Origin of the sequence: Paracoccus solventivorans (genome assembly GCF_900142875.1) — a bacterium.
In the GTDB taxonomy this organism is placed as follows: domain Bacteria; phylum Pseudomonadota; class Alphaproteobacteria; order Rhodobacterales; family Rhodobacteraceae; genus Paracoccus; species Paracoccus solventivorans.
Genome location: NZ_FRCK01000005.1, coordinates 104,680 through 127,182, shown reverse-complemented (window position 1 = coordinate 127,182; position 22,503 = coordinate 104,680). Strand labels below are relative to the sequence as shown.

Annotated in this window: 22 protein-coding genes and 2 tRNA genes; 13 read left to right on the top strand and 11 right to left on the bottom strand. The window is 69.5% G+C overall.

Annotation, left to right across the window (positions count from 1 at the left end):
• Positions 1 to 492: 492 nt before the first annotated feature.
• Positions 493 to 1,893 (top strand): Do family serine endopeptidase, encoded by a 1,401-nt coding sequence (locus BUB57_RS09610; RefSeq protein ID WP_143159695.1) that lies wholly within the window; start codon positions 493 to 495, stop codon positions 1,891 to 1,893.
• Positions 1,894 to 1,996: 103 nt separating this feature from the next.
• Here the strand turns inward: BUB57_RS09610 and BUB57_RS09605 are convergent, their stop codons facing one another.
• Entirely contained in the window at positions 1,997 to 2,767 is a 771-nt protein-coding gene (locus tag BUB57_RS09605; RefSeq protein WP_073065925.1) for an invasion associated locus B family protein, read from the bottom strand.
• A gap of 492 nt (positions 2,768 to 3,259) precedes the next feature.
• Here BUB57_RS09605 and BUB57_RS09600 point away from each other — a divergent pair, with 492 nt between their 5' ends.
• A complete protein-coding gene (locus BUB57_RS09600) occupies positions 3,260 to 4,801 on the top strand; it encodes a helicase HerA-like domain-containing protein (RefSeq protein ID WP_234952034.1) in 1,542 nt (513 codons plus the stop codon).
• 2 nt (positions 4,802 to 4,803) lie between these two features.
• Here BUB57_RS09600 and BUB57_RS09595 read toward each other — a convergent pair whose 3' ends face one another.
• Positions 4,804 to 5,130 (bottom strand): DUF6477 family protein, encoded by a 327-nt coding sequence (locus BUB57_RS09595; protein ID WP_234952030.1) that lies wholly within the window; start codon positions 5,128 to 5,130, stop codon positions 4,804 to 4,806.
• Positions 5,131 to 5,353: 223 nt separating this feature from the next.
• On the opposite strand from BUB57_RS09595, the gene BUB57_RS09590 reads away from it, so the two are divergent.
• Positions 5,354 to 6,535 (top strand): DUF6456 domain-containing protein, encoded by a 1,182-nt coding sequence (locus BUB57_RS09590; protein WP_143159690.1) that lies wholly within the window; start codon positions 5,354 to 5,356, stop codon positions 6,533 to 6,535.
• Positions 6,536 to 6,626: 91 nt separating this feature from the next.
• Here the strand turns inward: BUB57_RS09590 and BUB57_RS09585 are convergent, their stop codons facing one another.
• Positions 6,627 to 7,172 (bottom strand): peroxiredoxin, encoded by a 546-nt coding sequence (locus BUB57_RS09585; RefSeq protein ID WP_073066190.1) that lies wholly within the window; start codon positions 7,170 to 7,172, stop codon positions 6,627 to 6,629.
• A 153-nt stretch (positions 7,173 to 7,325) separates the two neighbouring features.
• On the opposite strand from BUB57_RS09585, the gene lipA reads away from it, so the two are divergent.
• On the top strand, positions 7,326 to 8,270 hold the full coding sequence (gene lipA, locus BUB57_RS09580) for a lipoyl synthase (RefSeq protein WP_073065918.1): 945 nt from the start codon (positions 7,326 to 7,328) through the stop codon (positions 8,268 to 8,270).
• A gap of 45 nt (positions 8,271 to 8,315) precedes the next feature.
• Positions 8,316 to 8,399: transfer RNA gene (locus BUB57_RS09575), tRNA-Leu, on the top strand.
• A gap of 193 nt (positions 8,400 to 8,592) precedes the next feature.
• On the opposite strand, the gene BUB57_RS09570 is transcribed toward BUB57_RS09575, so the two are convergent.
• Genes BUB57_RS09570 through BUB57_RS09560 form a run of 3 tightly spaced genes read right to left on the bottom strand, consistent with a single transcriptional unit; the run spans position 8,593 to position 10,992 of the window.
• On the bottom strand, positions 8,593 to 9,918 hold the full coding sequence (locus BUB57_RS09570; RefSeq protein WP_073065914.1) for an ATP-binding protein: 1,326 nt from the start codon (positions 9,916 to 9,918) through the stop codon (positions 8,593 to 8,595).
• Complete coding sequence (locus tag BUB57_RS09565) at positions 9,915 to 10,577, bottom strand: response regulator transcription factor (protein ID WP_073065911.1); 663 nt, start codon at positions 10,575 to 10,577, stop codon at positions 9,915 to 9,917. Before BUB57_RS09565 ends, BUB57_RS09570 begins: the two co-directional genes overlap by 4 nt.
• A gap of 1 nt (position 10,578) precedes the next feature.
• The gene (locus tag BUB57_RS09560) at positions 10,579 to 10,992 is read right to left on the bottom strand and encodes a PepSY domain-containing protein (RefSeq protein ID WP_073065907.1); all 414 of its coding nucleotides are present in this window, start codon (positions 10,990 to 10,992) and stop codon (positions 10,579 to 10,581) included.
• 137 nt (positions 10,993 to 11,129) lie between these two features.
• On the opposite strand from BUB57_RS09560, the gene BUB57_RS09555 reads away from it, so the two are divergent.
• The gene (locus BUB57_RS09555) at positions 11,130 to 11,951 is read left to right on the top strand and encodes a hypothetical protein (RefSeq protein WP_073065904.1); all 822 of its coding nucleotides are present in this window, start codon (positions 11,130 to 11,132) and stop codon (positions 11,949 to 11,951) included.
• A 41-nt stretch (positions 11,952 to 11,992) separates the two neighbouring features.
• On the opposite strand, the gene BUB57_RS09550 is transcribed toward BUB57_RS09555, so the two are convergent.
• Positions 11,993 to 12,406 carry a protein tyrosine phosphatase family protein gene (locus BUB57_RS09550; protein WP_073065901.1) on the bottom strand — a complete coding sequence of 138 codons (414 nt, stop codon included), beginning with the start codon at positions 12,404 to 12,406 and terminating at the stop codon, positions 11,993 to 11,995.
• A gap of 486 nt (positions 12,407 to 12,892) precedes the next feature.
• Here BUB57_RS09550 and BUB57_RS09545 point away from each other — a divergent pair, with 486 nt between their 5' ends.
• The 7 genes from BUB57_RS09545 to BUB57_RS09515 all read left to right on the top strand — a co-directional run bounded on the left by BUB57_RS09545 (position 12,893) and on the right by BUB57_RS09515 (position 18,591).
• Entirely contained in the window at positions 12,893 to 13,189 is a 297-nt protein-coding gene (locus BUB57_RS09545; protein WP_073065898.1) for a DUF1330 domain-containing protein, read from the top strand.
• A 126-nt stretch (positions 13,190 to 13,315) separates the two neighbouring features.
• Positions 13,316 to 13,774, top strand: coding sequence for a tellurite resistance TerB family protein (locus BUB57_RS09540; RefSeq protein ID WP_073065895.1), 459 nt, complete (start codon positions 13,316 to 13,318; stop codon positions 13,772 to 13,774).
• Positions 13,775 to 13,863: 89 nt separating this feature from the next.
• The gene (locus tag BUB57_RS09535; protein ID WP_073065891.1) at positions 13,864 to 14,697 is read left to right on the top strand and encodes an ABC transporter ATP-binding protein; all 834 of its coding nucleotides are present in this window, start codon (positions 13,864 to 13,866) and stop codon (positions 14,695 to 14,697) included.
• A gap of 27 nt (positions 14,698 to 14,724) precedes the next feature.
• Positions 14,725 to 15,483, top strand: coding sequence for a transporter substrate-binding domain-containing protein (locus tag BUB57_RS09530; protein ID WP_073065888.1), 759 nt, complete (start codon positions 14,725 to 14,727; stop codon positions 15,481 to 15,483).
• A gap of 52 nt (positions 15,484 to 15,535) precedes the next feature.
• Positions 15,536 to 16,420 (top strand): ABC transporter permease, encoded by an 885-nt coding sequence (locus BUB57_RS09525; protein ID WP_073065885.1) that lies wholly within the window; start codon positions 15,536 to 15,538, stop codon positions 16,418 to 16,420.
• Complete coding sequence (locus tag BUB57_RS09520) at positions 16,417 to 17,253, top strand: ABC transporter permease (protein WP_073065882.1); 837 nt, start codon at positions 16,417 to 16,419, stop codon at positions 17,251 to 17,253. The genes BUB57_RS09525 and BUB57_RS09520 overlap by 4 nt, the downstream gene beginning before the upstream one ends.
• 3 nt (positions 17,254 to 17,256) lie before the next feature.
• Entirely contained in the window at positions 17,257 to 18,591 is a 1,335-nt protein-coding gene (locus tag BUB57_RS09515; protein ID WP_073065879.1) for a glutamine synthetase family protein, read from the top strand.
• On the opposite strand, the gene BUB57_RS09510 is transcribed toward BUB57_RS09515, so the two are convergent.
• The 4 genes from BUB57_RS09510 to lon form a co-directional block, all read right to left on the bottom strand.
• Positions 18,588 to 18,962 carry a putative zinc-binding protein gene (locus tag BUB57_RS09510; protein WP_073065876.1) on the bottom strand — a complete coding sequence of 125 codons (375 nt, stop codon included), beginning with the start codon at positions 18,960 to 18,962 and terminating at the stop codon, positions 18,588 to 18,590. The genes BUB57_RS09515 and BUB57_RS09510 overlap by 4 nt on opposite strands.
• A gap of 159 nt (positions 18,963 to 19,121) precedes the next feature.
• A tRNA-Val gene (locus tag BUB57_RS09505) sits at positions 19,122 to 19,196 on the bottom strand.
• 65 nt (positions 19,197 to 19,261) lie between these two features.
• Entirely contained in the window at positions 19,262 to 19,588 is a 327-nt protein-coding gene (locus BUB57_RS09500) for an HU family DNA-binding protein (protein ID WP_073065872.1), read from the bottom strand.
• Between the two features lie 289 nt (positions 19,589 to 19,877).
• Entirely contained in the window at positions 19,878 to 22,307 is a 2,430-nt protein-coding gene (gene lon, locus BUB57_RS09495; RefSeq protein ID WP_073065868.1) for an endopeptidase La, read from the bottom strand.
• Positions 22,308 to 22,503: the final 196 nt, after the last annotated feature.

Here is a 22,503-nt window from a genome sequence, read left to right as displayed (position 1 = left end):
GGTTTCCCCCGGGAAACCCGCCCGCCGCTGCCCGCCGTGCGGCGGGCACTGTCAAGCCGCGTCTTGCATCACGATGAAATGACGCCGGAACAAGTTGCCAATCCGCAACGCTTGTTTCCATATCGGGGACGCATCCCGCAACCGGCCGGGGACAGCTGTGCCGGTCAGTCATGGAGATCACGCATGAGGTTTCTTCCGCTTCCGACCAGACACGGGTCGGCCCGGCTGGGCCTGACCGCCTCGGCCGCGGCGCTGCTGCTGGCGCTGGCCCCGGCGATGGGGCAGGTGGCGCCGCCGCCGGCGCAGCCCGACGCCCCGCAAGGCAGCGAGTCGCAGGTCCAGGCCCAGGTGCTGCCCCCCGCCGGCTCGGAAGCCGCTCCCGGCACCCCCGAGACCACCACCTCCCCCGACGCCGCCAACACCGGCGAGGTGCCGCAGGCCCCCGACGCCACCACGGCGGCGGGCGACCATGTGGCCGCGGTCGGCACCATCATGCCGCAGAGCTTTTCGGGCATCGTGGCCGAGGTCAGCCCGGCGGTGGTCAACATCACCACCACCTCGGTGGTGTCGCGGCCGGTGACGCAGCAGCGGGGCGGGCCGATGTTCCCGCCGGGCAGCCCGTTCTCGGACCTGTTCCGCGACTTCGGCATCCCCGGCTTTCCGGGGCCCGAATCGCCCTTCGGCGACCCCGGCTTCGGCGCGCCGCAGATGCAGCAGCGCTCGAACGCGCTGGGGTCGGGCTTCGTCGTCTCGGCCGAGGGGCTGATCGTCACCAACAACCACGTGATCGAGGGCGCCGACGAGATCGAGATCGAGTTCCAGTCCGGCGCCCGCCTGCCCGCCAAGCTGGTCGGCACCGACCCCTCGACCGACCTTGCGGTGCTGAAGGTCGAGGTCGACAAGCCGCTGCCCTTCGTGCGCTTCGGCGACAGCGACACTGCGCAGGTCGGCGACTGGGTGCTGGCGCTCGGCAACCCGCTGGGGCAGGGGTTCTCGGCCTCGGCCGGGATCATCTCGGCGAAAAGCCGTGCGCTCACCGGGACTTACGACGATTTCATCCAGACCGACGCCGCCATCAACCGCGGCAACTCTGGCGGGCCGCTGTTCAACCTGCAGGGCGAGGTGATCGGGGTGAACACCGCGATCCTGTCGCCGAACGGCGGCTCGATCGGGATCGGGTTTTCCATGGCCTCGAACGTGGTCAAGGGGGTGGTCGACCAGCTGGAGAAATACGGCGAGACCCGCCGCGGCTGGCTGGGCGTCAAGATCCAGGACCTCAGCCCCGAGATCGCGGAATCGCTGGGGATGCAGGCCGAATCCGGCGCCATGGTCACCGATGTGCCGGCGGGCCCGGCGCTTGACGCCGGGATCCAGGCGGGCGACGTGATCACCTCGTTCGCGGGCAATCCGGTGACCGACACCCGCGACCTGGTGCGCCGCGTGGCCGATGCCCCGGTGGGCGAGGCGGTGGACGTGACCGTGCTGCGCGGCGGCGAATCGGTGACGCTGCAGGTGACGCTGGGCCGGCGCGAGCTGGCGGATGCCGACGGCAGCGGTGCGCCGCAGGGCGAGCAGCCGTCCGAGGGCGCGTCCTCGGAGCTGCTGGGCATGTCGCTAGTGCCGATGACGCCCGAACTCGCGGCGCGGCTGCAGCTGCCGGAAACCGCGCGCGGGCTGGTGGTGCAGGACATCGACGCGACCAGCGACGCCTCGGCCAAGGGGCTGCGGGTCGGCGATGTGATCGTCGAGGCCGGGCAGCAGCCGGTGGCGACGCTGGCCGACCTGCGCGCCCGCATCGACGAGGCGCGCGAAGCCGGGCGGCAGTCGGTGCTGGTGCTGGTGCGCCGCGAGGGCGAGCCGCGCTTCGTGGCGCTGTCCATCGCCGAGGAGTGATCCGGCGCGCGGCCCGTCACGGCGGGCCGCCGTTCCCGGAACCCTTCCGTTGAAATGCAAAGAGGCGCCCGCGGGCGCCTCTTTTCGTGTCCGGCGGCCAGGCTCACTCGGCCGGGGCGGCGTCCTCTTGCGGGCCGTCGCCCTGCGGCTGGCTCTTGAGCGCATCGAACCCGGCGGTGAAGCCCTTCAGCGACACCGGCAGGTGCACCGCGTTCTTTTCGGGATCGCCGCCGAAGGGCAGCAGCGTCACCGTCGCCTGGTTGCCGCGCTTGAGCGCGCCCAGCTCCGCCTCCGACATGCCGATGCGCGCGACGCAGCCGATCGGCGCGCAGACCAGGAACGGGTAGCGGCGGTTTTCGCCGGTGTCGATCTTGAGCCCGAGGCCCATTTCCAGGTCGGTTTCCAGCGGCGCCACGAAGTTCATGATCGCCGCGGCCTGGCCCTCGAACGGGATCACCGAGATCTCGGCCACCGGCCCCTGGTTGTCGTCGCGCAGCAGCTGATACAGCTCGCACGGGTCGTTGCCGTCGGGGGTGCGCAGGCAGCGCAGCTGCCAGTCGCCGTGGGTTTCGCGATTGTAGTAGCTGGCGACGATCTGGTCGCCCGCGGGCTGCTGGGCCTGCTCGCCGGCGGGCGCTGCCGGGGCGGCGGCTTCGGCGGGCGCAGCCTCGGCCGGAGCGGCGTCCCCGGTTTCGGCCGCTGCCGCCGGCGCGGTCTCGGCGGCCTCGGGCGCAGCCTCCGGGGCGGTCTCGGCTTGGGTCTCGGTTGCGGCCGCGGGCGGGGTTTCGGGCTGGGTCTCGGATTGCGCAAAGGCGCCCGCGACGGGCGCCATGGCGATCAGGGCCGCCAGAACGGCAGAGGTTGTGCGAGCCATGTCTTTTCCTTTTCGGCTGAACGCGCCCGCGCTGTAGCATGGCGGCGACATCTTGTCAGCGCCCGCGCCCGGCGGCGGAATGACCTTTGCGTGCAAGGGGGTTGCGCCGTTCCCGCCGGCGGTTTTCCGCCGCTGCGTCTGGTCCGTATTGCGTCAATGGAAGACGGGGAATGAAGCCCGCGTGGCCGCATTCCCCGTCCGTCCCTGTCGGACCGGCGGTTTATTGCCTGCGACGTTAGGCTGGGGCGCAGGTGGCGTCAATTGCCTGAAAAGACAGGTCGTTCAATATGCGCCGCCCGGCGGTTTCGGCTTGCGCAGCGCCCGTGCGAAATCTCTGGCGGTGCGAGGGGGGCGCGTTATGCTGGCCTCGCGCGCCCGTTCCGCGTGACCGCCCCGAGGATGCCTGTGACCGACCAGCCGCCCCCCCTGAGCCCGCCCGAACCCTCCGCCGTCCCGGCCGGCGATCCCTCTGCCACGGCTGCGCGGCCGCTGGTGGATTTCGCCGCCGGCACCGTCCTGGTCGGCGGCGGCGGCGAGGGGCACGCCACCCCCCAGACCCTGCTGCTGAAATACGCCAACCGCCACGGGCTGATCGCGGGCGCCACCGGCACCGGCAAGACCGTCACCCTGCAGACACTGGCGGAATCGCTGTCGCTGGCCGGGGTGTCGGTGGTGCTGGCCGACGTCAAGGGCGACCTTGCCGGCATGGCGCTGCCGGGCGGCGGCAATCCCAAGCTGCTGCAACCCTTTGCCGAACGCGCCGCCCAGATCGGGGCGCCGCTGGATTACCGCGGCTTTCCGGTCACCTTCTGGGACGTCTGGGGCGAGCAGGGCCACCCGATCCGCACCACCCCGGCCGAGATGGGGCCGCTGCTGCTGTCGCGGCTGATGGACCTGACCGCGGCGCAAGAGGGCGTGCTGAATATCGCCTTCCGGGTCGCCGACGAACAGGGGCTGCCCATCGCCGACATGAAGGACCTGCAGGCGATGCTGCTGTGGGTCGGGCAGAACGCGCGCGAGCTGGGCTTGCGCTACGGCAATATCGCCGCCGCCTCGGTCGGCGCGATCCAGCGGGCGCTCTTGGTGCTGGAACAGCAGGGCGGCGACCGGCTGTTCGGGGAACCGGCGCTGCAACTGGCGGACATGATGCGCACGGATGCCTCGGGGCTGGGGGTGGTCAATATCCTGGCCGCGGACCGGCTGATGCAGTCGCCGCGGCTGTATTCGACGCTGCTGCTGTGGCTGCTGTCCGAGCTGTTTGAGCAGCTGCCCGAGGTCGGCGACCCCGATAAGCCCCGGCTCGCGTTCTTTTTCGACGAGGCGCATCTGCTGTTCGACCGCGCCCCCCGCGCCTTGGTCGAAAAGATCGAGCAGGTGGCGCGGCTGGTGCGGTCCAAGGGGGTCAGCGTCTGGTTCATCACCCAGAACCCCACCGACCTGCCCGATTCGGTGTTGGGGCAGCTTGGCAACCGCGTCCAGCACGCGCTGCGCGCCTTTACCGCCAAGGACCAGCGGGCGCTGCGGATGGCGGCGGAAAACTACCGGGCGAACCCGGGTTTCGACACCGCCGACGCCATCCAGCATGTCGGCACCGGCGAGGCGGTGACCTCGTTCCTGGGGGCCAAGGGCGCGCCGGGGGTGGCCGAGCGCACGCTGATCCGGCCGCCGCTGTCGCAGCTTGGGCCGATCCCGGATGCCGAGCGGGCGCGGGTGATGCAGCTGTCGCCGCTGGGGCTGAAATACGACGCCACCGTCGACCGCGATTCCGCCCATGAGATGCTGGCGCGGCGGACCGAGGCCGTGGCCCGCGCCGCGGCTGAGGCCGAGGCTGGCGACGCCGATGCCCCCGGCGAGGACGGGGGGTCGCGGGGGCGGCGCTACCAGCCGGGGAACGGGGCAGCGCGCAAGCCTGCGGCCCGGCGCGGCGATTCCATGCTGGAGGCGTTTGGGAAAAGCATGGCGCGGCAGCTGGGCACCCGCACCGGGCAGATGCTGGTGCGGGGGATCCTCGGCTCGCTGAGCGGCAGGCGCTAGCCTTACCCCAGCGCCCGCAGCCGCGGCGCCGCGGCGCGCGCTGCCGCCAGCCGCGATTCGGCCAGGATCGCGATCAGCAGCCGCACGTGCTGCTGCATGTCGTAATCGGCCGCATCCTCCAGCCGGGCCAGGTTCAGCCGGTCCTCTTCCTCGCGCAGCCGCGCCAGCGCCTGCCCCGGCGCGGGCAGCGATTCGCAATGCAGCACCCGGCGCAGGTCGCGTTCGCGCCGCCACAGCGACTGCCCGGCGACCGCGGCCCGCACCAGCACCGCCGGCCGGCGCAACGCGCTGCCCACCGGGCGGGCGGGAAAGGCAAGGATGTTGGACATCACGCTCATCTTCGAGTCTCCGGGATTCGGGGCGGTTTTCCTTGGACCCGATCCTGCACTCAATGTGCGGTTGTTGCGTAACTCGGCGATGCAGCGTCCGGTAAGGTTAATGATCTTTAGGAAATCTTAGCCATTCGTCACCGAAGTGGTCCCGGACCTGTCCTTTTCGACAGGTGCAGGCCCAGGGCCGGCGTGGCCCAAGGATGACAGAGGACTAGACGACATGACCATATTGACGGGTGGTTTCTCGGGCGGGGCCGCCGTTCCGCTGTCCTGCGGAGTGGTGCCGCCCGGCAGCACGGCCGCACCGGAACCCGCGGCGGATGCGGCCGCAACCCTTCCCGAGGATGCGCGGCTGTATCTGCGCCATGTGCAGGGCGGCGAATCGATCCGGGCGCTGGCGCGGGAAACCGGCTGCCACGCCTCGACCATCCTGCGGCGCATCCGCAGGTTCGAGAGCCGGCGCGACGATCCGCTGGTCGATCGCGCGGTGGAAACGGCCGGGACGGGGCAGGGCGCGCCCTCGCCCGAGGATCTGGCGCAGCTGCGCCGCGCCCTGCGGCGGCTGGCGGAACCCGGCGCGGTGCTGGCGGTGGCGGAGGGGATGGACAAGGCAATCGTGACCCGCGCCGACATCCGCACCGCCATCCTCGACCGCCGGCTGGCCGAGCTGCTGGCGCTGCGGGGCTGGGTGACGCTGGTGGCGCAGGGGCGCATTACCCGCCACCGGATCAGCGCCGCCGGACGCGCGGCGCTGAAATCCATGGCCGCCGGGCGCGGCGCCGGGCTGCCCGCGCCCGGCGATTTCGGGGGCGCGCTGCCGGTCGGGCCGGGGCTGGCCGAGGCGCAGGCCCCCTATGCCGCCCCCGGCCATGGCCCCGCCGACCTTGGCCCGCCTCAGGCGCGGGCGCATCGGGTGATGGAAGAGCGGGTGATGGACGACCCCGAGGGCGGCAGCCGCCGGATGCGGTTCAACGTCGCGGAAAGCCCGTTGCAGATGATAGCGCGGCGCCGCGACGCCAACGGACAGCCGTTTTTGGACCCCGGCATGGTGGCCGCGGGCGAGCGGCTGCGCGAGGATTTCGAGCTGGCCCAGATGGGCACCCGCATCACCCAGAACTGGGACGGGTTCATGACCGCCGGCATCGACGCGGGCTTCGCCCCCGGCGCCAGCGGCGGCTCTGATGCCGCGCGCAGCCGGGTGGCCGAGGCGCTGCGCGAGCTGGGTCCCGGCATGGGTGATCTGGTGCTGCGGGTCTGCTGCTTCCTGGAAGGGATCGAGATGACCGAGCGCCGGCTGGGCTGGTCGGCGCGGTCCGGCAAGGTGGTGCTGCGGCTGGCGCTGATGCGGCTGGAACGCCACTATCTGGACCGCTACGGCCGCGGCGCCCCGATGATCGGCTGATGCGTGCGGCCCGGCGTCGCAGGCCAGGTCGTTGCAGGTCACGCCGGATCGGCGTCGGAACGGGGATCATGCCCCGCTCCGGCCAGCGGGATCAGGCCGCGGCGCGGGCCCGGTCGCGCAGATAGGCCAGGATCGCCTGGGGCGAGGATTCGCCGTAAGGATCCTCGGGGTGGTTGTCGCATTTCCCCGGCTCGACGAACAGCCGCTCGACCACGCCGTCGTCGACGATGGCCGCATAGCGCCACGAGCGGGCGCCGAAGCCCAGGTTGTCCTTGCGCACCAGCATCCCGACCCTGGCGGTGAACTCGCCCGAGCCGTCGGGGATCACCTTGACGTTCTTCAGCTCTTGCGAGCGCGCCCACTGGTTCATCACGAAGGCGTCGTTGACCGACAGGCAGTAGATCTCGTCGATCCCCAGCTCGGCCATTTCGGCCGCCGCCTCCTCGAACTCGGGCAGCTGGAAGGTCGAGCAGGTGGGCGTGAAGGCGCCGGGCAGCGAGAACAGCACCACCCGCTTGCCGGCGAAATAATCGCTGGTGGTGGTTTCGTTCCAGCGGAACGGATTCGGCCCGCCGATCGAGGCGTCGCGGATACGGGTGTGAAAGATGACGTCGGGCAATCTGTCGCCGGGCTTCATGCTGGTCCTCATCTGCTCGCGGCGCGCTGCTGCGCCGCAGAAATCCCCCCGTGCGCTATCTGGGCCGGACGCGGCAGTTGATCAACCCCTGCCAAGAGGATAGGCCGGACTGGACAGTCCGCGCCCGCCCAGCCCAGCCCGAAGGGATCACCGATGTCCGACGCGCCCCCGATCCTGCGCCACCCCGAAAAGGCCCATCGCCCCGACCAGAGCCAGCCCAAGAAACCCTCGTGGATCCGGGTCAAGGCCCCGACCAGCCAAGGCTACAAGGACACCCGCGACATCCTGCGCAACAACCGCCTGTCCACCGTCTGCGAAGAGGCCGGCTGCCCCAACGTCGGCGAATGCTGGAGCGCGGGCCACGCCACCATGATGATCATGGGCGAGATCTGCACCCGCGGCTGTTCCTTCTGCAACGTCACCACCGGCAAGCCCAACGCGCTGGACGTGTTCGAGCCGGGGCGCGTCGCCCATGCCGTCGCCACGCTGGGGCTGAAGCACGTGGTGATCACCAGCGTCGACCGCGACGACCTCGAGGATGGCGGCGCCGAGCATTTCGCCCAGACCATCCGCGCGATCCGCCACCGCGCGCCCGGGTCCACCATCGAGGTGCTGACCCCCGATTTCCTGAAGGCCCGGCCCGACGCGCTGGAAACCGTGGTCGAGGCGCGGCCCGACGTGTTCAACCACAATCTGGAAACCGTGCCGGGGCTGTATCCCACCGTGCGGCCGGGGGCGCGGTATTTCGCCTCGCTGCGGCTGTTGCAGCGGGTGAAAGAGCTGGACCCATCGATGTTCACCAAATCCGGGATCATGGTGGGCTTGGGCGAGGACCGGCAGGGGGTGCTGCAGGTGATGGACGACATGCGCGCGGCGGATGTCGATTTCATCACCATCGGCCAGTATCTGCAGCCGACCCCCAAACACCACCGCGTGGACCGCTTCGTCACCCCCGAGGAGTTCTCGGGCTATGAAAAAGCCGCCTGGGGCAAGGGGTTCCTGATGGTCTCGGCGACGCCGCTGACGCGGTCGTCCTATCACGCGGGCGAGGATTTCGCCCGGCTGCGGGCGGCACGGCAGGCCCGGCTCGCCACCTGAACCCCGCTTGCGCGGCGGCCGGCTTGCGCATAAACGGGCAGGGTGGCCCGAGTGGCGGAATGGTAGACGCAGCGGATTCAAAATCCGCCGCCGCAAGGCATGTCGGTTCGAGTCCGACCTCGGGCACCAATAGCTTAGCCAACTCCCCTCGACTGGCAGTGGGATTATTTCCCACGAGTTTCCCACTTTCATAGCTCGGTCTTGTTCCGTTCGACCAACCGCGGCCGCGCGTGGCAGACGGCACTTCTTCTTTGCACATATCCTGGGGAGCCGGCCGCAGGCCGGCGGGCGAAGCCCACTGACGCAGGACTCTGGCCCGGAACTAACCCGGCAGCGTCAGCACCGCCCGCAGCCCGCCCAGGCCTGACCGCCCCAGCGCCAGCCCGCCGCCGTGCAGCGCGGCGAGATCTGCGACGATGGCGAGGCCCAGACCGGCGCCGGGCGGGCCCATCTCGTCCAGCCGGCCGCCGCGGGACAGGGCGCGGGCGTGGTCGCTGTCCGCCATGCCGGGGCCGTCGTCCTCGATGGCGATCACCAGCTGCCCGGACTGCTCGCCGGCGGTGACGCCGATCGCGCTGCGCGCGTATTTCACTGCGTTTTCCAGAAGGTTACCCAGCATTTCCTCGAGATCCTGCCGCTCGCCGGCAAAGCGGGCGGCGGGAGCGCAGGCGGTGGCGATGCGCAGGCCGCGGTCCTCGGCCGGGCGACGCAGCACCAGCAGGATATCGTCCACCACCGGCGCCACCGGGGTCGCATGCCCCAACAATCGCGGCTGCCCGGCGCTGCGGGCGCGGCGCAGGTGCCAGGAGATCTGCCGGTCCATCCGCGCCACCAGCGCCCGCCCGGGGTGGTCGTCCGGCAGGGTGTTGGCCAGCGCCGACAGCGGCGTGCGCAGCGAATGCGCCAGATTGCCCAGATGCTCGCGCGCCCGCGCGATCACCGAGCGGTTGGCGTCAAGCAGCGCATTCAGCTCTGCCGCGACCGGGCGCAGCTCGGCGACCGGGGGCAGGGGGATGTGCTCGGCCTGACCGGCGCGGATGCGGCGGATGTCGCGGCCAAGCGCGTCCAGCGTGCGCAGCCCCCAGCCCACCTGCACCAGGCTGGCCGCCGCCAGTCCCGCGCCCAGCACCACCAGCGCCAGCGCCAGCGGCGGACGCACCAGCGACATGGCGGCGTCGATCTCGGCGCGCGGCACGGTCACCACCACCGCCAGCGGCGGCTCGACCCCAGGCAGGGTAAAGACGCGGCGCATCACCCGCAGCGCCTCGCCATCGGGGCCGGTGCCGGGCTGGCCGGCATAGCTGCCCGGCGGCGCCTCCAGCCGCAGGTCCAGCAGCGAGGGCGAGCGGGCGATGAAGTCCCCATCCGCGGTTTCCAGCTGCCAGCTCCACAGCGACAGCGGCAGCGACAGCCGCGGATCGGCGGGGGGGCGCGTGATCTCGACGAGGGCAGGGGCAGGGGCAGTATCCACGCCCGGCTCGACCCCGGCGATCAGGGTCTCGGCGATCACCGCGGCCTCGGCGTCGAAACGCTCGGTCACGAAGCGTTCCAGCACGCCGCCGATGAACCACCACGCCGCCAGCAGCACCAGCGTCAGCCACAGCGCCGCCGCCGCCAGCAGCCGCGCGCGGATGGAATCGAGCATCATGGCGCGCGCCGCAGCACATAGCCCTCGCCGCGGCGGGTCTCGATCAGCCCGTCGCCGATCTTGCGGCGCAGCCGGCCGATGACGACCTCGAGCGACTTGTGGTCGCGGTCGCTGCCGGCATCATACAGATGCTCGCTCAGTTCGCTGCGGCTGACCACGCGGTCGGGGTGGTGCATGAGATAGCCGAGGATCCGCGTCTCGAACGGGGTCAGCTTCAGCGCCACCCCGTCGCGGGTGATGACGCCCAGCTGCGTGTCGTAGGACAGCGGCCCGGCGGTCAGCACCGCCTGCGCATGGCCTGCGGCGCGGCGCACCAGGGTCTGGGCGCGCAGCACCACCTCGTCCAGCCGGAACGGCTTGACCGCATAGTCGTCGGCCCCGGCGCGGAACCCCGCCACCTTGTCGGTCCAGTCGCCGCGCGCGGTCAGGATCAGCACCGGCATCGCCACCCCCTGCGCCCGCCAGCGCGACAGCACCTCGAGCCCCGGCAGCCCGGGCAGGCCCAGGTCGAGGATGGCGACGTCATAGGTCTCGGTCGCGCCGGCGAACTCGGCGGCCTCGCCATCGTGGAAGACATCGGCGACGAACCCGCCCTCGGCCATGGCGCGGGCCAGCTGGGCGGACAGCGTGGGGTCATCCTCGGCGATCAGGCAGCGCATCTCAGTCCTTTCGGTTGGGCTTGTCGCGGCGGACGCCCGAAAGATCGGCGCCGCGCAGTTCCAGGAAGCGCCCGTCGAGCGCATCCATCCTGATGTCCAGCACGTCGCCCGCGCGGGTCAGCAGCCGGATGCGATAGACCAGCGGCGACGGCCCCGGCCCGGGCGGCAGCAGCGCGATGTCGAGCACCCGCCCGTCGAAGCGCTGGCCGGCCCGGCGCACGGCCTGGTGCATGGGGATGACCTCGGCCATCCAGCCGGGGGCGGCGTCGCCGAAATCGGGGTTATCCACTGGCATCGGGTCGTGGTGGCGCGCCGGGGGGCGCGGATAGGGCGGCGGGTGACGCGCCGACAGCAGCGCCAGCGCCACGGCCAGCGCGGCCAGTAACAGCAGGGGGATGAAGAATCGCGCGCGCATCGGCCCCATCTTTACCCCGGAAGCCAAACGGAAACCAAACGCGCCGTTGGTCTTTCGTTCGGGTGCGGGCGGCTAGATTGCGATTCGATCCGGGACGACAGGCAGCCCGGAACGATGCGAACGAAAGGAAAATCACGATGCTTCGCAGGTTTCGCAATTCCGCTGCGGTGATGGTGGCGATGACGGCGCTGGCCGCGCCGCTGGCCGCGCAGACCACCCAGCCCGCCCCCGAAACGCCGCCGGCGACCCAGCCCGCACCGGCTACCGCGCTGCCGCAGGCGCTGACCGATCTGGGCATCACCGATGCCCGCGTCACCAAAGGTCGGCGCGGCCAGCAGGTGCAGGGCACGCTGCCCGGCGGCCCGGCGTTCCGCGCCATGCTGGACAGCCAGGGCACGCTGCGGATGATCCGCGCCGAATCCGCGCCGCTGCCCGCCGCCATCGTCGAGCGGCTGGTGCCGCAGCCGGTCCGCGACCAGGCGATCCTGAAAGAATTCGCGCAGATTCAAGGGATTGGCCGTGGCGACCAAGGCGTGATGGTGTTCGGCACCGACGCGCAGGGGCAGGGGATCCGCGCCGGCTTCGGCAATGACGGCACGCTGCACCGCTTTGGCCGCGGCGAGATGGATTTCGGTCCCCGCGGGATCAAAGGCAAGGACCGCGGCGCCCATGACCACGGCATGGGCTGGCGCGGCAAGGATGGCCGCGACGACCGCGGCCTGCGGCAGATGCAGCGGTTCCACCGCGGCGACGACGCCCGCCGCGCGCCGCAGGCAGCTCCGGCCGCGCTGGATGACGCGGGCGTGCAGCGGCTGCTGCAGGACGCCGGCTATACCCAGCCCGGCACCGTCACCCGCGACGGCCCGCGCACCGAGGTCGAGGCCGTGAACCCCGAGGGCGAGCCGGTCACCGTGACCATCAACACCCGCGGCGTGATCGTGCGCGAACTGGCGCGCTGAACCTGACACCGCGCGGCCGTCCCCGGGCGGCCGCTGCGGGCTCAGCCTTCCAGCGCCGGGATCAGGTCCGAGAGGTCGTATCCGGCGCGGGCCGCGGCCTGCATGATCTCGGCCGCCGGCCGCCGCCCGGCCTGGCCGAGCGCCCAGGCCATCGTCGAGCGCGTCCCCGAGCGGCAATAGGCCAGCACCTTTCCCTGGGCGCCGTCGAGGATCTCGCGCAGCGCCCGGACCTGTTCCGGGCCGAGTTGCCCGGGCAGGATCGGCAGATAATGGAAATCAAGCCCGGCCTCGGCCGCCAGCTCGGCCAACCGGGCGCTTTGATGCGAGGGCCCGACCTCGGAATCCGGCCGGTTGGCGACCACCGCGGTAAATCCCGCCTCGGCCAGCCGGCGCATATCCTCGGGCTCGATCTGGGGCGCGACGGAAAGATCTGGGGTGAGCTGGCGTAGGTCCATGGTTCGTCCTGTATCTTCGAGGTCGAAGCATGGTGGTTGGCCAAGACCGGGTGTCAAGCAGCGGCTGCGCACGTCTGCTTGAATTACATAATACGGATTATTGTTATTTACGATGCCCTGCGGGAAGGCTGTGCCGAACGGAGGTGGACCGTTGACGCAAATATTGGACCGTTGAAGTCCCTTCTTGACGGCTCAAACCTCCTTGATCAGTGGACGCGTGTTCCTTCGTGGCGAAGCGCCGTAATAAGCTTAGCATTTACAGATGGTTCCCTATGCCTCTGCCGGTGGTTGCTGATGCGGGCCTTTGGCGTCATCCTCCTCGTCGGATATGCCAGGCGCGGCTCCGGCGCGTGGATGTGCCCCAAGGTTCCGAGCATCATCACCACACCCTTCCGAGCGGCTCCAAGTTGGGCTGCAGTCCCCCACTTGACCCGCCCCTCTCGCCGCGCGATCCCGGGCTGACCACGGCAAGCAGCAGGAACCGCCATGCCCAAAGCCTACTGGATCGGCCATGTGACCGTCGACGACACCGCCGCCTATCAGGCGTATCGCGCCGCCAATGCCGCGGCGTTCGCGAAATACGGGGGGCGCTTCCTAGTCCGCGGCGGCGGGCAGGAGGTGGTCGAGGGGGCGCTGCGGCCGCGGGCGGTGGTGATCGAGTTTCCCTCGTACCAGGCGGCGTGGGACTGTTACCACAGCCCGGAATACCAGGCGGCGCTGGCGATCCGCGCGCCGGTCTCGATCGCCGATCTGGCCATCGTCGCCGGCTGGGACGAGGGCTGAGCCGGCCCCTTCCCCGGGGTTTCCGAGGGGCGCGCCCGGCAGCGGCCGCGGGCGCCGCCCGACCGGGCGACAGCGTTGCTATTGTTTAACTTGAAACCGCAAAAGACCTGTGCGGATACTCCGGCCATGTTTCGCAGATTGTTGCCTCGACTACTGGGTGAGATTCCCGCCGGAGCCGCGCTCTCGCACGACGATGCCGAAGTCGCGGTGGCGGCGCTGCTGGTGCGGCTGGCCCGCGCCGACAACCGCTATGGCGAGCCCGAGCGGCAGCGGATCGACGTGCTGCTGTCGCTGCGCCAGCGGCTTGCCCCCGACGAGATCGCCGATCGCCGCGCCGCCGCCGAGATGGTCGAGGCCGAGGTCCCCGATACCGAGCGCCTGACCGCCGCCATCCGCGAGCGCATCCCGCGCGAGCAATGCGCGGGAATCGTCGCGGCGCTGTGGGATCTGGCGCGCACCGACGGCCCGGAAACCCTGTGGGAAACCGCAGCGGTGGACCGCATCGCCCAGCTGCTGGGGATCAGCGAGGCCGACAGCGCCCGCGTGCGCGAAGGCGTGGCGCTGGCCACCGACCCGGACAGCTGAGCCGGGCCGACGCCCCACCCCCGCGACCCCTTGCCTCTCTTGCCACGTCACCGTTGCAATCCGCCGCGGAATTGCGCCAGATGCCAGCCATGACCGCGCAACATTCACCTTCGCGGGCCGGCGCCCCTGCCCCAGGCCCTTCTGCCGCCGACGCGAACCCGCCGGTCATCGAGATTCGCGGCCTGCACAAGGCTTACGGCCAGCTCGAGGTGCTCAGGGGCGTCGACATGGCGGCGCCGCGCGGGCATGTGGTGACGCTGATCGGCTCCTCCGGCTCGGGGAAATCCACGCTGCTGCGCTGCTGCAACCTGCTGGAGATCGCGCAGGCCGGCGACATATGTATCGAGGGCGAGCCGATCCGCTGGACCAACAGCGGCCCCGACCGCCAGCCCGCCGACCGCGCGCAGGTGCGCCGGCTGCGCACCAACCTTGCGATGGTGTTCCAGCAGTTCAACCTGTGGTCGCACCTGACCATCCTGCAGAACGTGATGGAGGCGCCGCTGACCGTGCTGGGCCAGCCGCAGGCGCAGGTGGAATCGCGCGCCCGCGCCCTGCTGGCCAAGGTCGGCATCGGCGACAAGGCCGACGCCTGGCCCGCGCAGCTGTCGGGCGGCCAGCAGCAGCGCGCCGCCATCGCCCGCGCCCTGTGCATGGAGCCGCGGGCGCTGCTGTTCGATGAGCCGACCAGCGCGCTCGACCCCGAATTGCAGCAGGAGGTCGTCAAGGTCATCAAGGACCTGGCGGCCGAGCATCGCACCATGATCCTGGTCACCCACGACATGCGGCTGGCGGCCGATGTCAGCGACCGCGTGGTGTTCCTGCACCAGGGGCGGATCGAGGAAGAAGGCCCGCCCGACCAGATTTTCCGCGCTCCCCGGACCGACCGGCTGCGCCAATTCCTCAGCGCGACCATGGCCGCCTGAGACAACCAACCGACAGGAGAGACCCAGATGAAGAACCTGCTGATCGCCGCTGCGGCCCTGGCGCTGAGCGCGGGCGCGACGCTTGCCGAGCCGCTGCGGATGGGGACCGAGGGCGCCTACCCTCCCTACAACTTCGTCAACGAAAAGGGCGAGGTCGACGGGTTCGAGATCGAGCTGGGCAACGAGCTGTGCAAGCGCATCGGCGCCGAATGCACCTGGGTGCGCAACGACTGGGATTCGATCATCCCCAACCTGGTCAACTCGAACTACGACACGATCATGGCCGGGATGAACATCACCGACGAGCGCAAGAAATCCATCGCGTTTTCCGATGAATACACGCCGCCGCCGCCCTCGGCCTATCTGGCGCTGGCCCCCGATGCCGACATCTCCGGCGTGGTGGCCGCGCAGACCAGCACCATCCAGGCCAGCTATGTCGCCGAATCCGGCGCCACGCTGATCGAGTTCGCCACCGGCGAGGAAGCCATCGCCGCCGTGCGCAACGGCGAGGCCGAGGCGGTGTTCGCCGACCGCGACTTCCTGGTGCCGTTCGAGCGCGACTCGGACGATCTGGTCTGGGTCGAGGGCCAGGACCGCGTGGTCGTCGGCGAAGGGCTGGGCATCGGGATGCGCCAGTCCGACACCGAGCTGAAGGCCCGCTTCGACAAGGCCATCGCCGAGATGAAAGCCGACGGCTCGCTGGACGCGCTGATCACCAAGTGGCTGGGCGACGAATCCATGACCTTTGCCGCCCAGGCCGAGGCGAAGGCCGAGGCGGGGAACTGATCGGAACCCACGGGGCCGCCGGTGACGGCGGCCCCGAACGCCCCCGCCCGCGATGTTCGCCTATTGCGCCGATCCGAGGACCCTCGAGGGTCTCGCCTGGCTGAGCTGCTATCTCAGCTCGGGCACGCATCTGCTGTTCTATGCCTCTTTCGGGACGGTGCTGCTGCTGCTGGCGCTGACCGCGCCGGTGTCGCTGGCGCTGGGGTTCCTGGGGGCGCTGGCGGCGCGCTCGGGGTTTGCGCCGCTGCGCTGGCTGGGCAAAACCTATGCCGCGGTGGTGCGCGGCGTGCCCGACGTGATCTTTTTCCTGTTCGTGCCCATCGCACTGGACCAGGGGATCGAGTGGCTGCGTTCGCGGGTCTACTGCGACCCGTCGGTGCCGGTGCGGCAGGGCAACGAATTCGTGGTCTGCGCCGCCGCCAAGATGCCGCTGGGGACGGCGCCGGGCTGGGTGCATGACTTCTATGGCATCGCGCTGGCGGTGGTGGCGTTTTCGATCGTGTTCGGCGCCTTTGCCACCAATGTGCTTTACGGGGCGATGCAGGCGGTGCCCCGCGCGCAGCTGGAAACCGCCGAGGCCTATGGCATGACCCCGCGCCAGATCGACCGCCGCATCCTGATCCCGCAGATGTGGAGCTATGCGCTGCCCGGGCTGTCGAACCTGTGGATGATCCTGATCAAGGCCACGCCGCTGCTGTTCCTGCTGGGGGTCGAGGATATCGTCTATTGGGCGCGCGAGCTGGGCGGCACCAAGACCACCACCTTTGCCTATCCGCATGGCGACTGGCGGGTGTGGTATTTCCTGGCGCTGCTGGTGTTCTACCTGCTGATGACCTGGGTGTCGCAGCGGGCGATCGACCGGCTGTCCGCGCGCCTGTCGCGCGGCCAGGCCACGCTGGCCGGCGAGGCGATGCGCAAGGCGGGGGTGGCCGCATGAGCGCCGCCGCCGAATGCCTGCAGACCATCGCCGACTATGGGCTGCGCTCGATCGGGATCGGCGAGCGGCTGCTGCCGCGCAGCGACTTCACCCTGTGCCAGCAGGTGACGCTGATCGGCTCGGGGATGATCTGGAACCTGTATTTCGGGGTGCTGGCGCTGGCGGCGGGCTTCGTGCTGGCCAACGGGCTGGCGCTGGCCAAGGCCAGCCCGCGCCGCTGGCTGCGCCGCCCGGCCGAGGGCTTCATCTTCGTCTTTCGCGGCAGCCCGCTGTTCATCCAGTTCTTCCTGGCCTATTCGGCGCTGGTGCTGCTGCCGCGCGAGGGGCTTTCGATCTTCGGCCTGACCCTGCCCACCGGCTGGATGGCGCGGGCCTGGGCCGGGGCGCTGCTGGTGCTGACGCTGAACACCGCCGCCTATTCGGCCGAGATCTTCCACGGCGCGCTGCGCAATGTCCCAAAGGGCGATCTCGAGGCCGCCGATGCCTTTGGCCTGACCGGCTGGGCGCGGTTCCGCCGCATCGTCTGGCCGACGATGATGCGGCTGGCCTGGCCCGCCTATACCAACGAGGCGATCTTTCTGTTCCACGCCACCACGCTGGTGTTCTTTTCCGGCTTTCCCGCGTTCCGGCAGGAGGGCGACAGCCTGTATTACGCCAGCTATCTGGCCGACAAGACCTTCAACCCCTTCGTCGCCTATCCGATCGCGGCGGGGTATTTCATCCTTCTGACCCTGTGCCTGATCTGGCTGTTCGGGGTCGTCAACCAGCGGCTGAACCGGCATCTGCCCGGGCAGGCACGGCGCCTGCGCTATCGGCCGAACATCATCAGGTGAACCATGGACTGGCTGCACGAGCACCCCGAGGTCAAGACCATCCGCGTCGCGGCGGTCGATCTGAACGGCGTTGCCCGCGGCAAGCGGATGCCGGTGCGCTTTGCCGAGCGGCTGCTGCGCGAGGGCACCAAGTTCCCCTATTCCGTGCTCAGCATGGACATCTGGGGCGAGGATATCGAGGACAGCCCGCTGGTGTTCAAGGCGGGCGACCCCGACGGGCTGCTGCTGCCGACCGAGCGCGGCTTCCTGCCGATGCCGTGGCTGGACGCGCCCACCGCGCTGCTGCCGATCTGGATGTTCCACCCCGACGGGCGCCCCTATGACGGCGACCCGCGCCAGGCGCTGGCCCGCGTGGTCGAACGCTACAAGGCCGCCGGGCTGACCCCGGTGGTGGCGACCGAGCTGGAATTCTTCCTGATCGACGACAGCAAGTTCGGGGAATTGCAGGTGCCGCCCTCGCCCCGCTCGGGCAAGCGCCGCACCGGCGCCGAAACCCTGTCGCTGCGGGCGCTGGACGCGTTCGATCAGTATTTCACCCGGCTTTACGACGCCTGCGAGGCGATGGACATCCCCGCCGACACCGCCATCAAGGAGGCCGCGCCGGGGCAGTTCGAAATCAACATGATGCACCAGCCCGACCCGCTGAAGGCCGCGGACGACGCCTGGCTGTTCAAGCTGCTGGTCAAGGGGGTGGCGCGGCAGTTCGGCTTTGCCGGGTCCTTCATGGCCAAGCCCTATGAAGGTTTCGCCGGCAACGGGATGCACATGCATTTCTCGATCCTCGACACCGAGGGGCGCAACATCTTCGACGACGGGACCGAAGGGGGCTCGGACATGCTGCGCCATGCGGTGGCGGGCTGCCTGCGGGCGATGCCCGGCTCGACGCTGCTGTTTGCGCCGCATGAGAACAGCTATGACCGGCTGGTGCCGAATGCCCATGCCCCCACCGGCATCGGCTGGGCCTATGAGAACCGCACCTCGGCGATCCGCATCCCGGCCTCCGCCCCCGCGGCGCGGCGGATCGAGCATCGCACCCCCGGCGGCGACGTGAACCCGTATCTGACGCTGGCGGCGGTGCTGGGCGCGGCGCTGAACGGGATCGAGGACCGGCTGGACTGCCCTGCCCCGATCACCGGCAACGCCTATGACCATGACCTTGAACAGCTGCCCGGCACCTGGGCGTCCGCCATCGACGCTTTCGAGACCTGCCCCGAGATCAAGCGCATCTTCCCGCAGCACCTGATCGAGAATCTGCTGATGACCAAGCGGCAGGAGCTGCACTACATGGCCGAACTCTCGGACGCGGAAACCGTCGAGCTGTATCTGGATACGGTCTAGGCGGCGTCCCTCGCGCCCAGCGAGGCGGCGAGTTCGTCCAGCACAAGCGCGGCCTCGTCGGGGTCGTAGTCGGTGCGGTAGCGCTTGCGCACCCCGTGGTCGGACAGCAGGTGGTATTCCGAAGGCTCGACCCCGTGCCGGGCCAGGCAGTTGCGCACGCAGGCCAGTGCGCAGCCGTCGATCGCCACGATGCGGCGCCCGGACTTCGCCACCCGCACCAGCTTGGGCACGTCGCCCCCGACCCCGGCGATGCAGGACATCTCGGCCAGCCCGCGCCGGTCCAGCGACACCGCCAGGTAATTCGCCATCTGCGCGGCGCTGGAACAGCCGGAACAGGAATAGACAAGCGGAAGCTGCGCGCGCGCGGACATGACGGCCCTCGGAGGATTCGGGGTGGCTTGGGTGCGGGAGGCAGCATAGCCCCCGCGGCGCGGCGACCCGAAGGCGCGAATTGTCGCAGCCACGCACGCCGGCCCGGGCCGGAAAGAAAAGCCCTGCTACCGTCTTTCAGGACAGTAGCAGGGCAATAATGGTGGGCGATAACGGATTTGAACCGCTGACATCTTCGATGTGAACGAAGCGCTCTACCGCTGAGCTAATCGCCCGGTGGAGGGGGTGATAGCGCCCCTTCTCGCCGACGGCAAGCCCCAAGTTGGGGTGCCGGAAAGCTTCATTCCGCCGCGTCGCGTTGGGCCTCGACCGCCCCCTTGCGACGCAGGCGCAGGATCAGCACCTCGCCGCCCTTGGTGGTGCGCTGGCGGCTGACGCGCGCCTTGCCGAAGGGCGGCAGGGCCAGGGTCTCGCCCTCGGCGATGGCACTGCCCAGCTGCTCAAGCGTGGCCTCGACGACCTCGCGGATCTGGGCGCGCGGGACGTTGACCTGATGGGCTACCCGGGTCAGGAACTCACGCTTGTGCAGGATCCGCGCCGGGATCGGGTCTTCGCTGGGGGCGGGCGCCGGTCGCGGAAAGCGCGCCACCTTCTTGTCATCGGACATGGTTGAAACCTGTTATGGCTGCTCAGGCCCGCGCAGGGTTATCCGTCCCACCGCCGTATGCAACCCTTCTATGTCCTCAGAAAAGTTATGGCAGACATTTGATAACAATGGAATTTTATTACCCTGCCGTTGGGCAGAGGGCATTTTTCCCATGCATAGCACGGTTCTGCGCGCCTGGACGCAAGCATACAAGCTGACAACCATACCGCGGAAAACAGATCGCGCGCCCGGACAGGCGCGCGATCACATTATCGTCAACCCGCTGTAGCGGCGGGTTTTCCCGGCCGCTTCAGTGCGCGACCGGCCCCGAGGAGGACGGCCCCGGCACCGCCTCGGCCCGCAGCGCGGCCAGGCGCTTGGCCTCGGCCACTTCCCAGGCGGCCTCGTCCCATTCCATCGGCTCGGGCATCCGGACCAGCGCGTGGCGCAGCACCTCGCGCACGTTCGAGACGGGGATGATGGTCAGCCCCTCTTTCACGTTGGCCGGGATCTCGGCCAGGTCCTTCTCGTTTTCCTGCGGGATCAGCACGGTCTTGATGCCGCCCCGCAGCGCCGCGAGCAGTTTTTCCTTCAGCCCGCCGATGGCCAGCGCGTTGCCGCGCAGCGTGACCTCGCCGGTCATGGCGATGTCCTTGCGCACCGGGATCCCGGTCATCACGCTGACGACCGAGGTCACCATCGCCAGACCCGCCGACGGCCCGTCCTTGGGGGTCGCGCCCTCGGGGACGTGGACGTGGATGTCGCGCTTGGCGAACTCGGGCGGGCTGATGCCCAGTTCCGGCGCCACCGAGCGGACAAAGCTGGAGGCGGCGTCGATGGATTCCTTCATCACCTCGCCCAGTTTCCCGGTCGTCTTCATCACGCCCTTGCCGGGCAGCTTCAGCGCCTCGATCTGCAGCAGGTCGCCGCCGACGCTGGTCCAGGCCAGCCCGGTGACCACGCCCACCTGGTCCTCTTTCTCGGCCAGGCCATAGCGGTGGCGGCGCACGCCCAGGTATTCCTCGGCCTTTTCCGGGGTGACCTCGACCGAGGTGACCTTGCCCTTGAGGATCTCGGTCACCGCCTTGCGCGCCAGCTTGGCGATCTCGCGCTCGAGGTTCCGCACCCCCGCTTCCCGCGTGTAATAGCGGATCACGTGGGTCAGCGCCTCGTCGGTCACGCTGAACTCGCCCTTTTTCAGCCCGTTCGCCTTGATCTGCTTGGGCAGCAGGTGCTGGCGGGCGATCTCGCGCTTTTCATCCTCGGTGTAGCCGGCCAGGCTGATGATCTCCATCCGGTCCAAGAGCGGGCCCGGCATGTTGTAGCTGTTGGCCGTGGTCAGGAACATCACGTTCGACAGGTCGTATTCCACCTCGAGATAGTGGTCCACGAAGGTCGAGTTCTGTTCCGGGTCCAGCACCTCAAGCATGGCCGACGCCGGGTCGCCGCGGAAATCCTGCCCCATCTTGTCGATTTCATCGAGCAGGATCAGCGGGTTGGTGGTCTTGGCCTTTTTCAGCGCCTGGATGAACTTGCCGGGCATCGAACCGATATAGGTCCGGCGGTGGCCGCGGATCTCGGATTCGTCGCGCACCCCGCCCAGCGAAATGCGGATGAACTCGCGCCCGGTGGCCCGCGCCACCGACCGCCCCAGCGAGGTCTTGCCCACGCCCGGAGGCCCGACGAGGCACAGGATCGGCCCCTTAAGCTTGTCCGAGCGGGTCTGCACCGCCAGGTATTCGACGATGCGTTCCTTGACCTTCTCCAGACCGTAGTGATCGGCGTCCAGCACCTTCTCGGCGGCGGTCAGGTCGCGCTTGGTGCGCGATTTCACGCCCCAGGGCAGCGACAGCAGCCAGTCCAGATAGTTGCGGCTGACCGTGGCTTCGGCCGACATCGGCGACATCGACTTGAGCTTCTTCAGCTCGGACAGCGCCTTTTCGCGGGCCTCCTTGCTGAACTTGGTCTTTTCGATCCGCTCTTCCAGCTCGGCCAGCTCATTCTGGCCCTCGTCGTCGTCGCCCAGCTCGCGCTGGATCGCCTTCATCTGTTCGTTCAGGTAGTATTCGCGCTGCGTCTTCTCCATCTGCGACTTGACGCGCGACTTGATCTTCTTCTCGACCTGCAGGACCGACATCTCGCCCTGCATGAGGCCATAGACCTTCTCCAGCCGCTCGGCGACGTCCAGCGTCTCCAGCAGCTCCTGCTTGCGGTCGACGTCGATGCCCAGATGGCCCGACACCAGGTCGGCCAGCCGGTGCGGGTCGCGGGTGCCGGCGACCGAGGTCACCGCTTCCTCGGGGATGTTCTTGCGGATCTTGACGTAGCGCTCGAACTCTTCGGCGACGGTGCGCACCAGCGCGGTGATGGCGTCGGCGTCGCCCTCGGTCTCGGCCAGTTTCTCGGCCGTGGCCTCGAAATATTCGGCATTCTCGACAAAGCCGGTGATGCGGACGCGCGCCTGCCCCTCGACCAGCACCTTGACGGTGCCGTCCGGCAGCTTGAGCAGTTGCAGCACATTGGCCAGCACCCCGGTGGCAAAGATGCCGTCGGTGTCGGGCTCGTCGATGGACGCATCCTTCTGCGCGGCCAGCAGGATCGGCCGGTCGGCCTCCATCACCGCTTCAAGCGCGCGGACGGATTTCTCGCGGCCGACGAAAAGCGGCACGATCATGTGGGGGAAGACCACGATGTCGCGAAGCGGCAGCACCGGATAGGTGGTGTGGGTCGTGTCGTTCATAATCGTCCTTTCATGCCCGGACCGGCGGGCCCCCAGGGAACGGGCAGCGCGCCGGTCCTGCTTGAGGACAATCTAGGAACGCGAGCGCGGGGCTGCAATGGGATAAGGCGGCGGGGGCGGCGAGGCCGGACCGGGGCGCTGCCGCGGCCTTGTTCGCTGAAAACAGTCCGCCGGACTGTTTTCCGGGCGCTCGCAA

What these genes read in the sequence shown, in the direction of transcription:
- BUB57_RS09610 (WP_143159695.1), top strand. Translation starts at nt 493, where the DNA reads ATGCCGCAGAGCTTTTCGGGCATCGTGGCCGAGGTCAGCCCGGCGGTG.
- BUB57_RS09605 (WP_073065925.1), bottom strand. Translation starts at nt 2,767, where the DNA reads ATGGCTCGCACAACCTCTGCCGTTCTGGCGGCCCTGATCGCCATGGCG.
- BUB57_RS09595 (WP_234952030.1), bottom strand. Translation starts at nt 5,130, where the DNA reads ATGTCCAACATCCTTGCCTTTCCCGCCCGCCCGGTGGGCAGCGCGTTG.
- BUB57_RS09590 (WP_143159690.1), top strand. Translation starts at nt 5,354, where the DNA reads ATGACCATATTGACGGGTGGTTTCTCGGGCGGGGCCGCCGTTCCGCTG.
- BUB57_RS09585 (WP_073066190.1), bottom strand. Translation starts at nt 7,172, where the DNA reads ATGAAGCCCGGCGACAGATTGCCCGACGTCATCTTTCACACCCGTATC.
- lipA (WP_073065918.1), top strand. Translation starts at nt 7,326, where the DNA reads ATGTCCGACGCGCCCCCGATCCTGCGCCACCCCGAAAAGGCCCATCGC.
- BUB57_RS09570 (WP_073065914.1), bottom strand. Translation starts at nt 9,918, where the DNA reads ATGATGCTCGATTCCATCCGCGCGCGGCTGCTGGCGGCGGCGGCGCTG.
- BUB57_RS09565 (WP_073065911.1), bottom strand. Translation starts at nt 10,577, where the DNA reads ATGCGCTGCCTGATCGCCGAGGATGACCCCACGCTGTCCGCCCAGCTG.
- BUB57_RS09560 (WP_073065907.1), bottom strand. Translation starts at nt 10,992, where the DNA reads ATGCGCGCGCGATTCTTCATCCCCCTGCTGTTACTGGCCGCGCTGGCC.
- BUB57_RS09555 (WP_073065904.1), top strand. Translation starts at nt 11,130, where the DNA reads ATGCTTCGCAGGTTTCGCAATTCCGCTGCGGTGATGGTGGCGATGACG.
- BUB57_RS09550 (WP_073065901.1), bottom strand. Translation starts at nt 12,406, where the DNA reads ATGGACCTACGCCAGCTCACCCCAGATCTTTCCGTCGCGCCCCAGATC.
- BUB57_RS09545 (WP_073065898.1), top strand. Translation starts at nt 12,893, where the DNA reads ATGCCCAAAGCCTACTGGATCGGCCATGTGACCGTCGACGACACCGCC.
- BUB57_RS09540 (WP_073065895.1), top strand. Translation starts at nt 13,316, where the DNA reads ATGTTTCGCAGATTGTTGCCTCGACTACTGGGTGAGATTCCCGCCGGA.
- BUB57_RS09535 (WP_073065891.1), top strand. Translation starts at nt 13,864, where the DNA reads ATGACCGCGCAACATTCACCTTCGCGGGCCGGCGCCCCTGCCCCAGGC.
- BUB57_RS09530 (WP_073065888.1), top strand. Translation starts at nt 14,725, where the DNA reads ATGAAGAACCTGCTGATCGCCGCTGCGGCCCTGGCGCTGAGCGCGGGC.
- BUB57_RS09525 (WP_073065885.1), top strand. Translation starts at nt 15,536, where the DNA reads ATGTTCGCCTATTGCGCCGATCCGAGGACCCTCGAGGGTCTCGCCTGG.
- BUB57_RS09520 (WP_073065882.1), top strand. Translation starts at nt 16,417, where the DNA reads ATGAGCGCCGCCGCCGAATGCCTGCAGACCATCGCCGACTATGGGCTG.
- BUB57_RS09515 (WP_073065879.1), top strand. Translation starts at nt 17,257, where the DNA reads ATGGACTGGCTGCACGAGCACCCCGAGGTCAAGACCATCCGCGTCGCG.
- BUB57_RS09510 (WP_073065876.1), bottom strand. Translation starts at nt 18,962, where the DNA reads ATGTCCGCGCGCGCGCAGCTTCCGCTTGTCTATTCCTGTTCCGGCTGT.
- BUB57_RS09500 (WP_073065872.1), bottom strand. Translation starts at nt 19,588, where the DNA reads ATGTCCGATGACAAGAAGGTGGCGCGCTTTCCGCGACCGGCGCCCGCC.
- lon (WP_073065868.1), bottom strand. Translation starts at nt 22,307, where the DNA reads ATGAACGACACGACCCACACCACCTATCCGGTGCTGCCGCTTCGCGAC.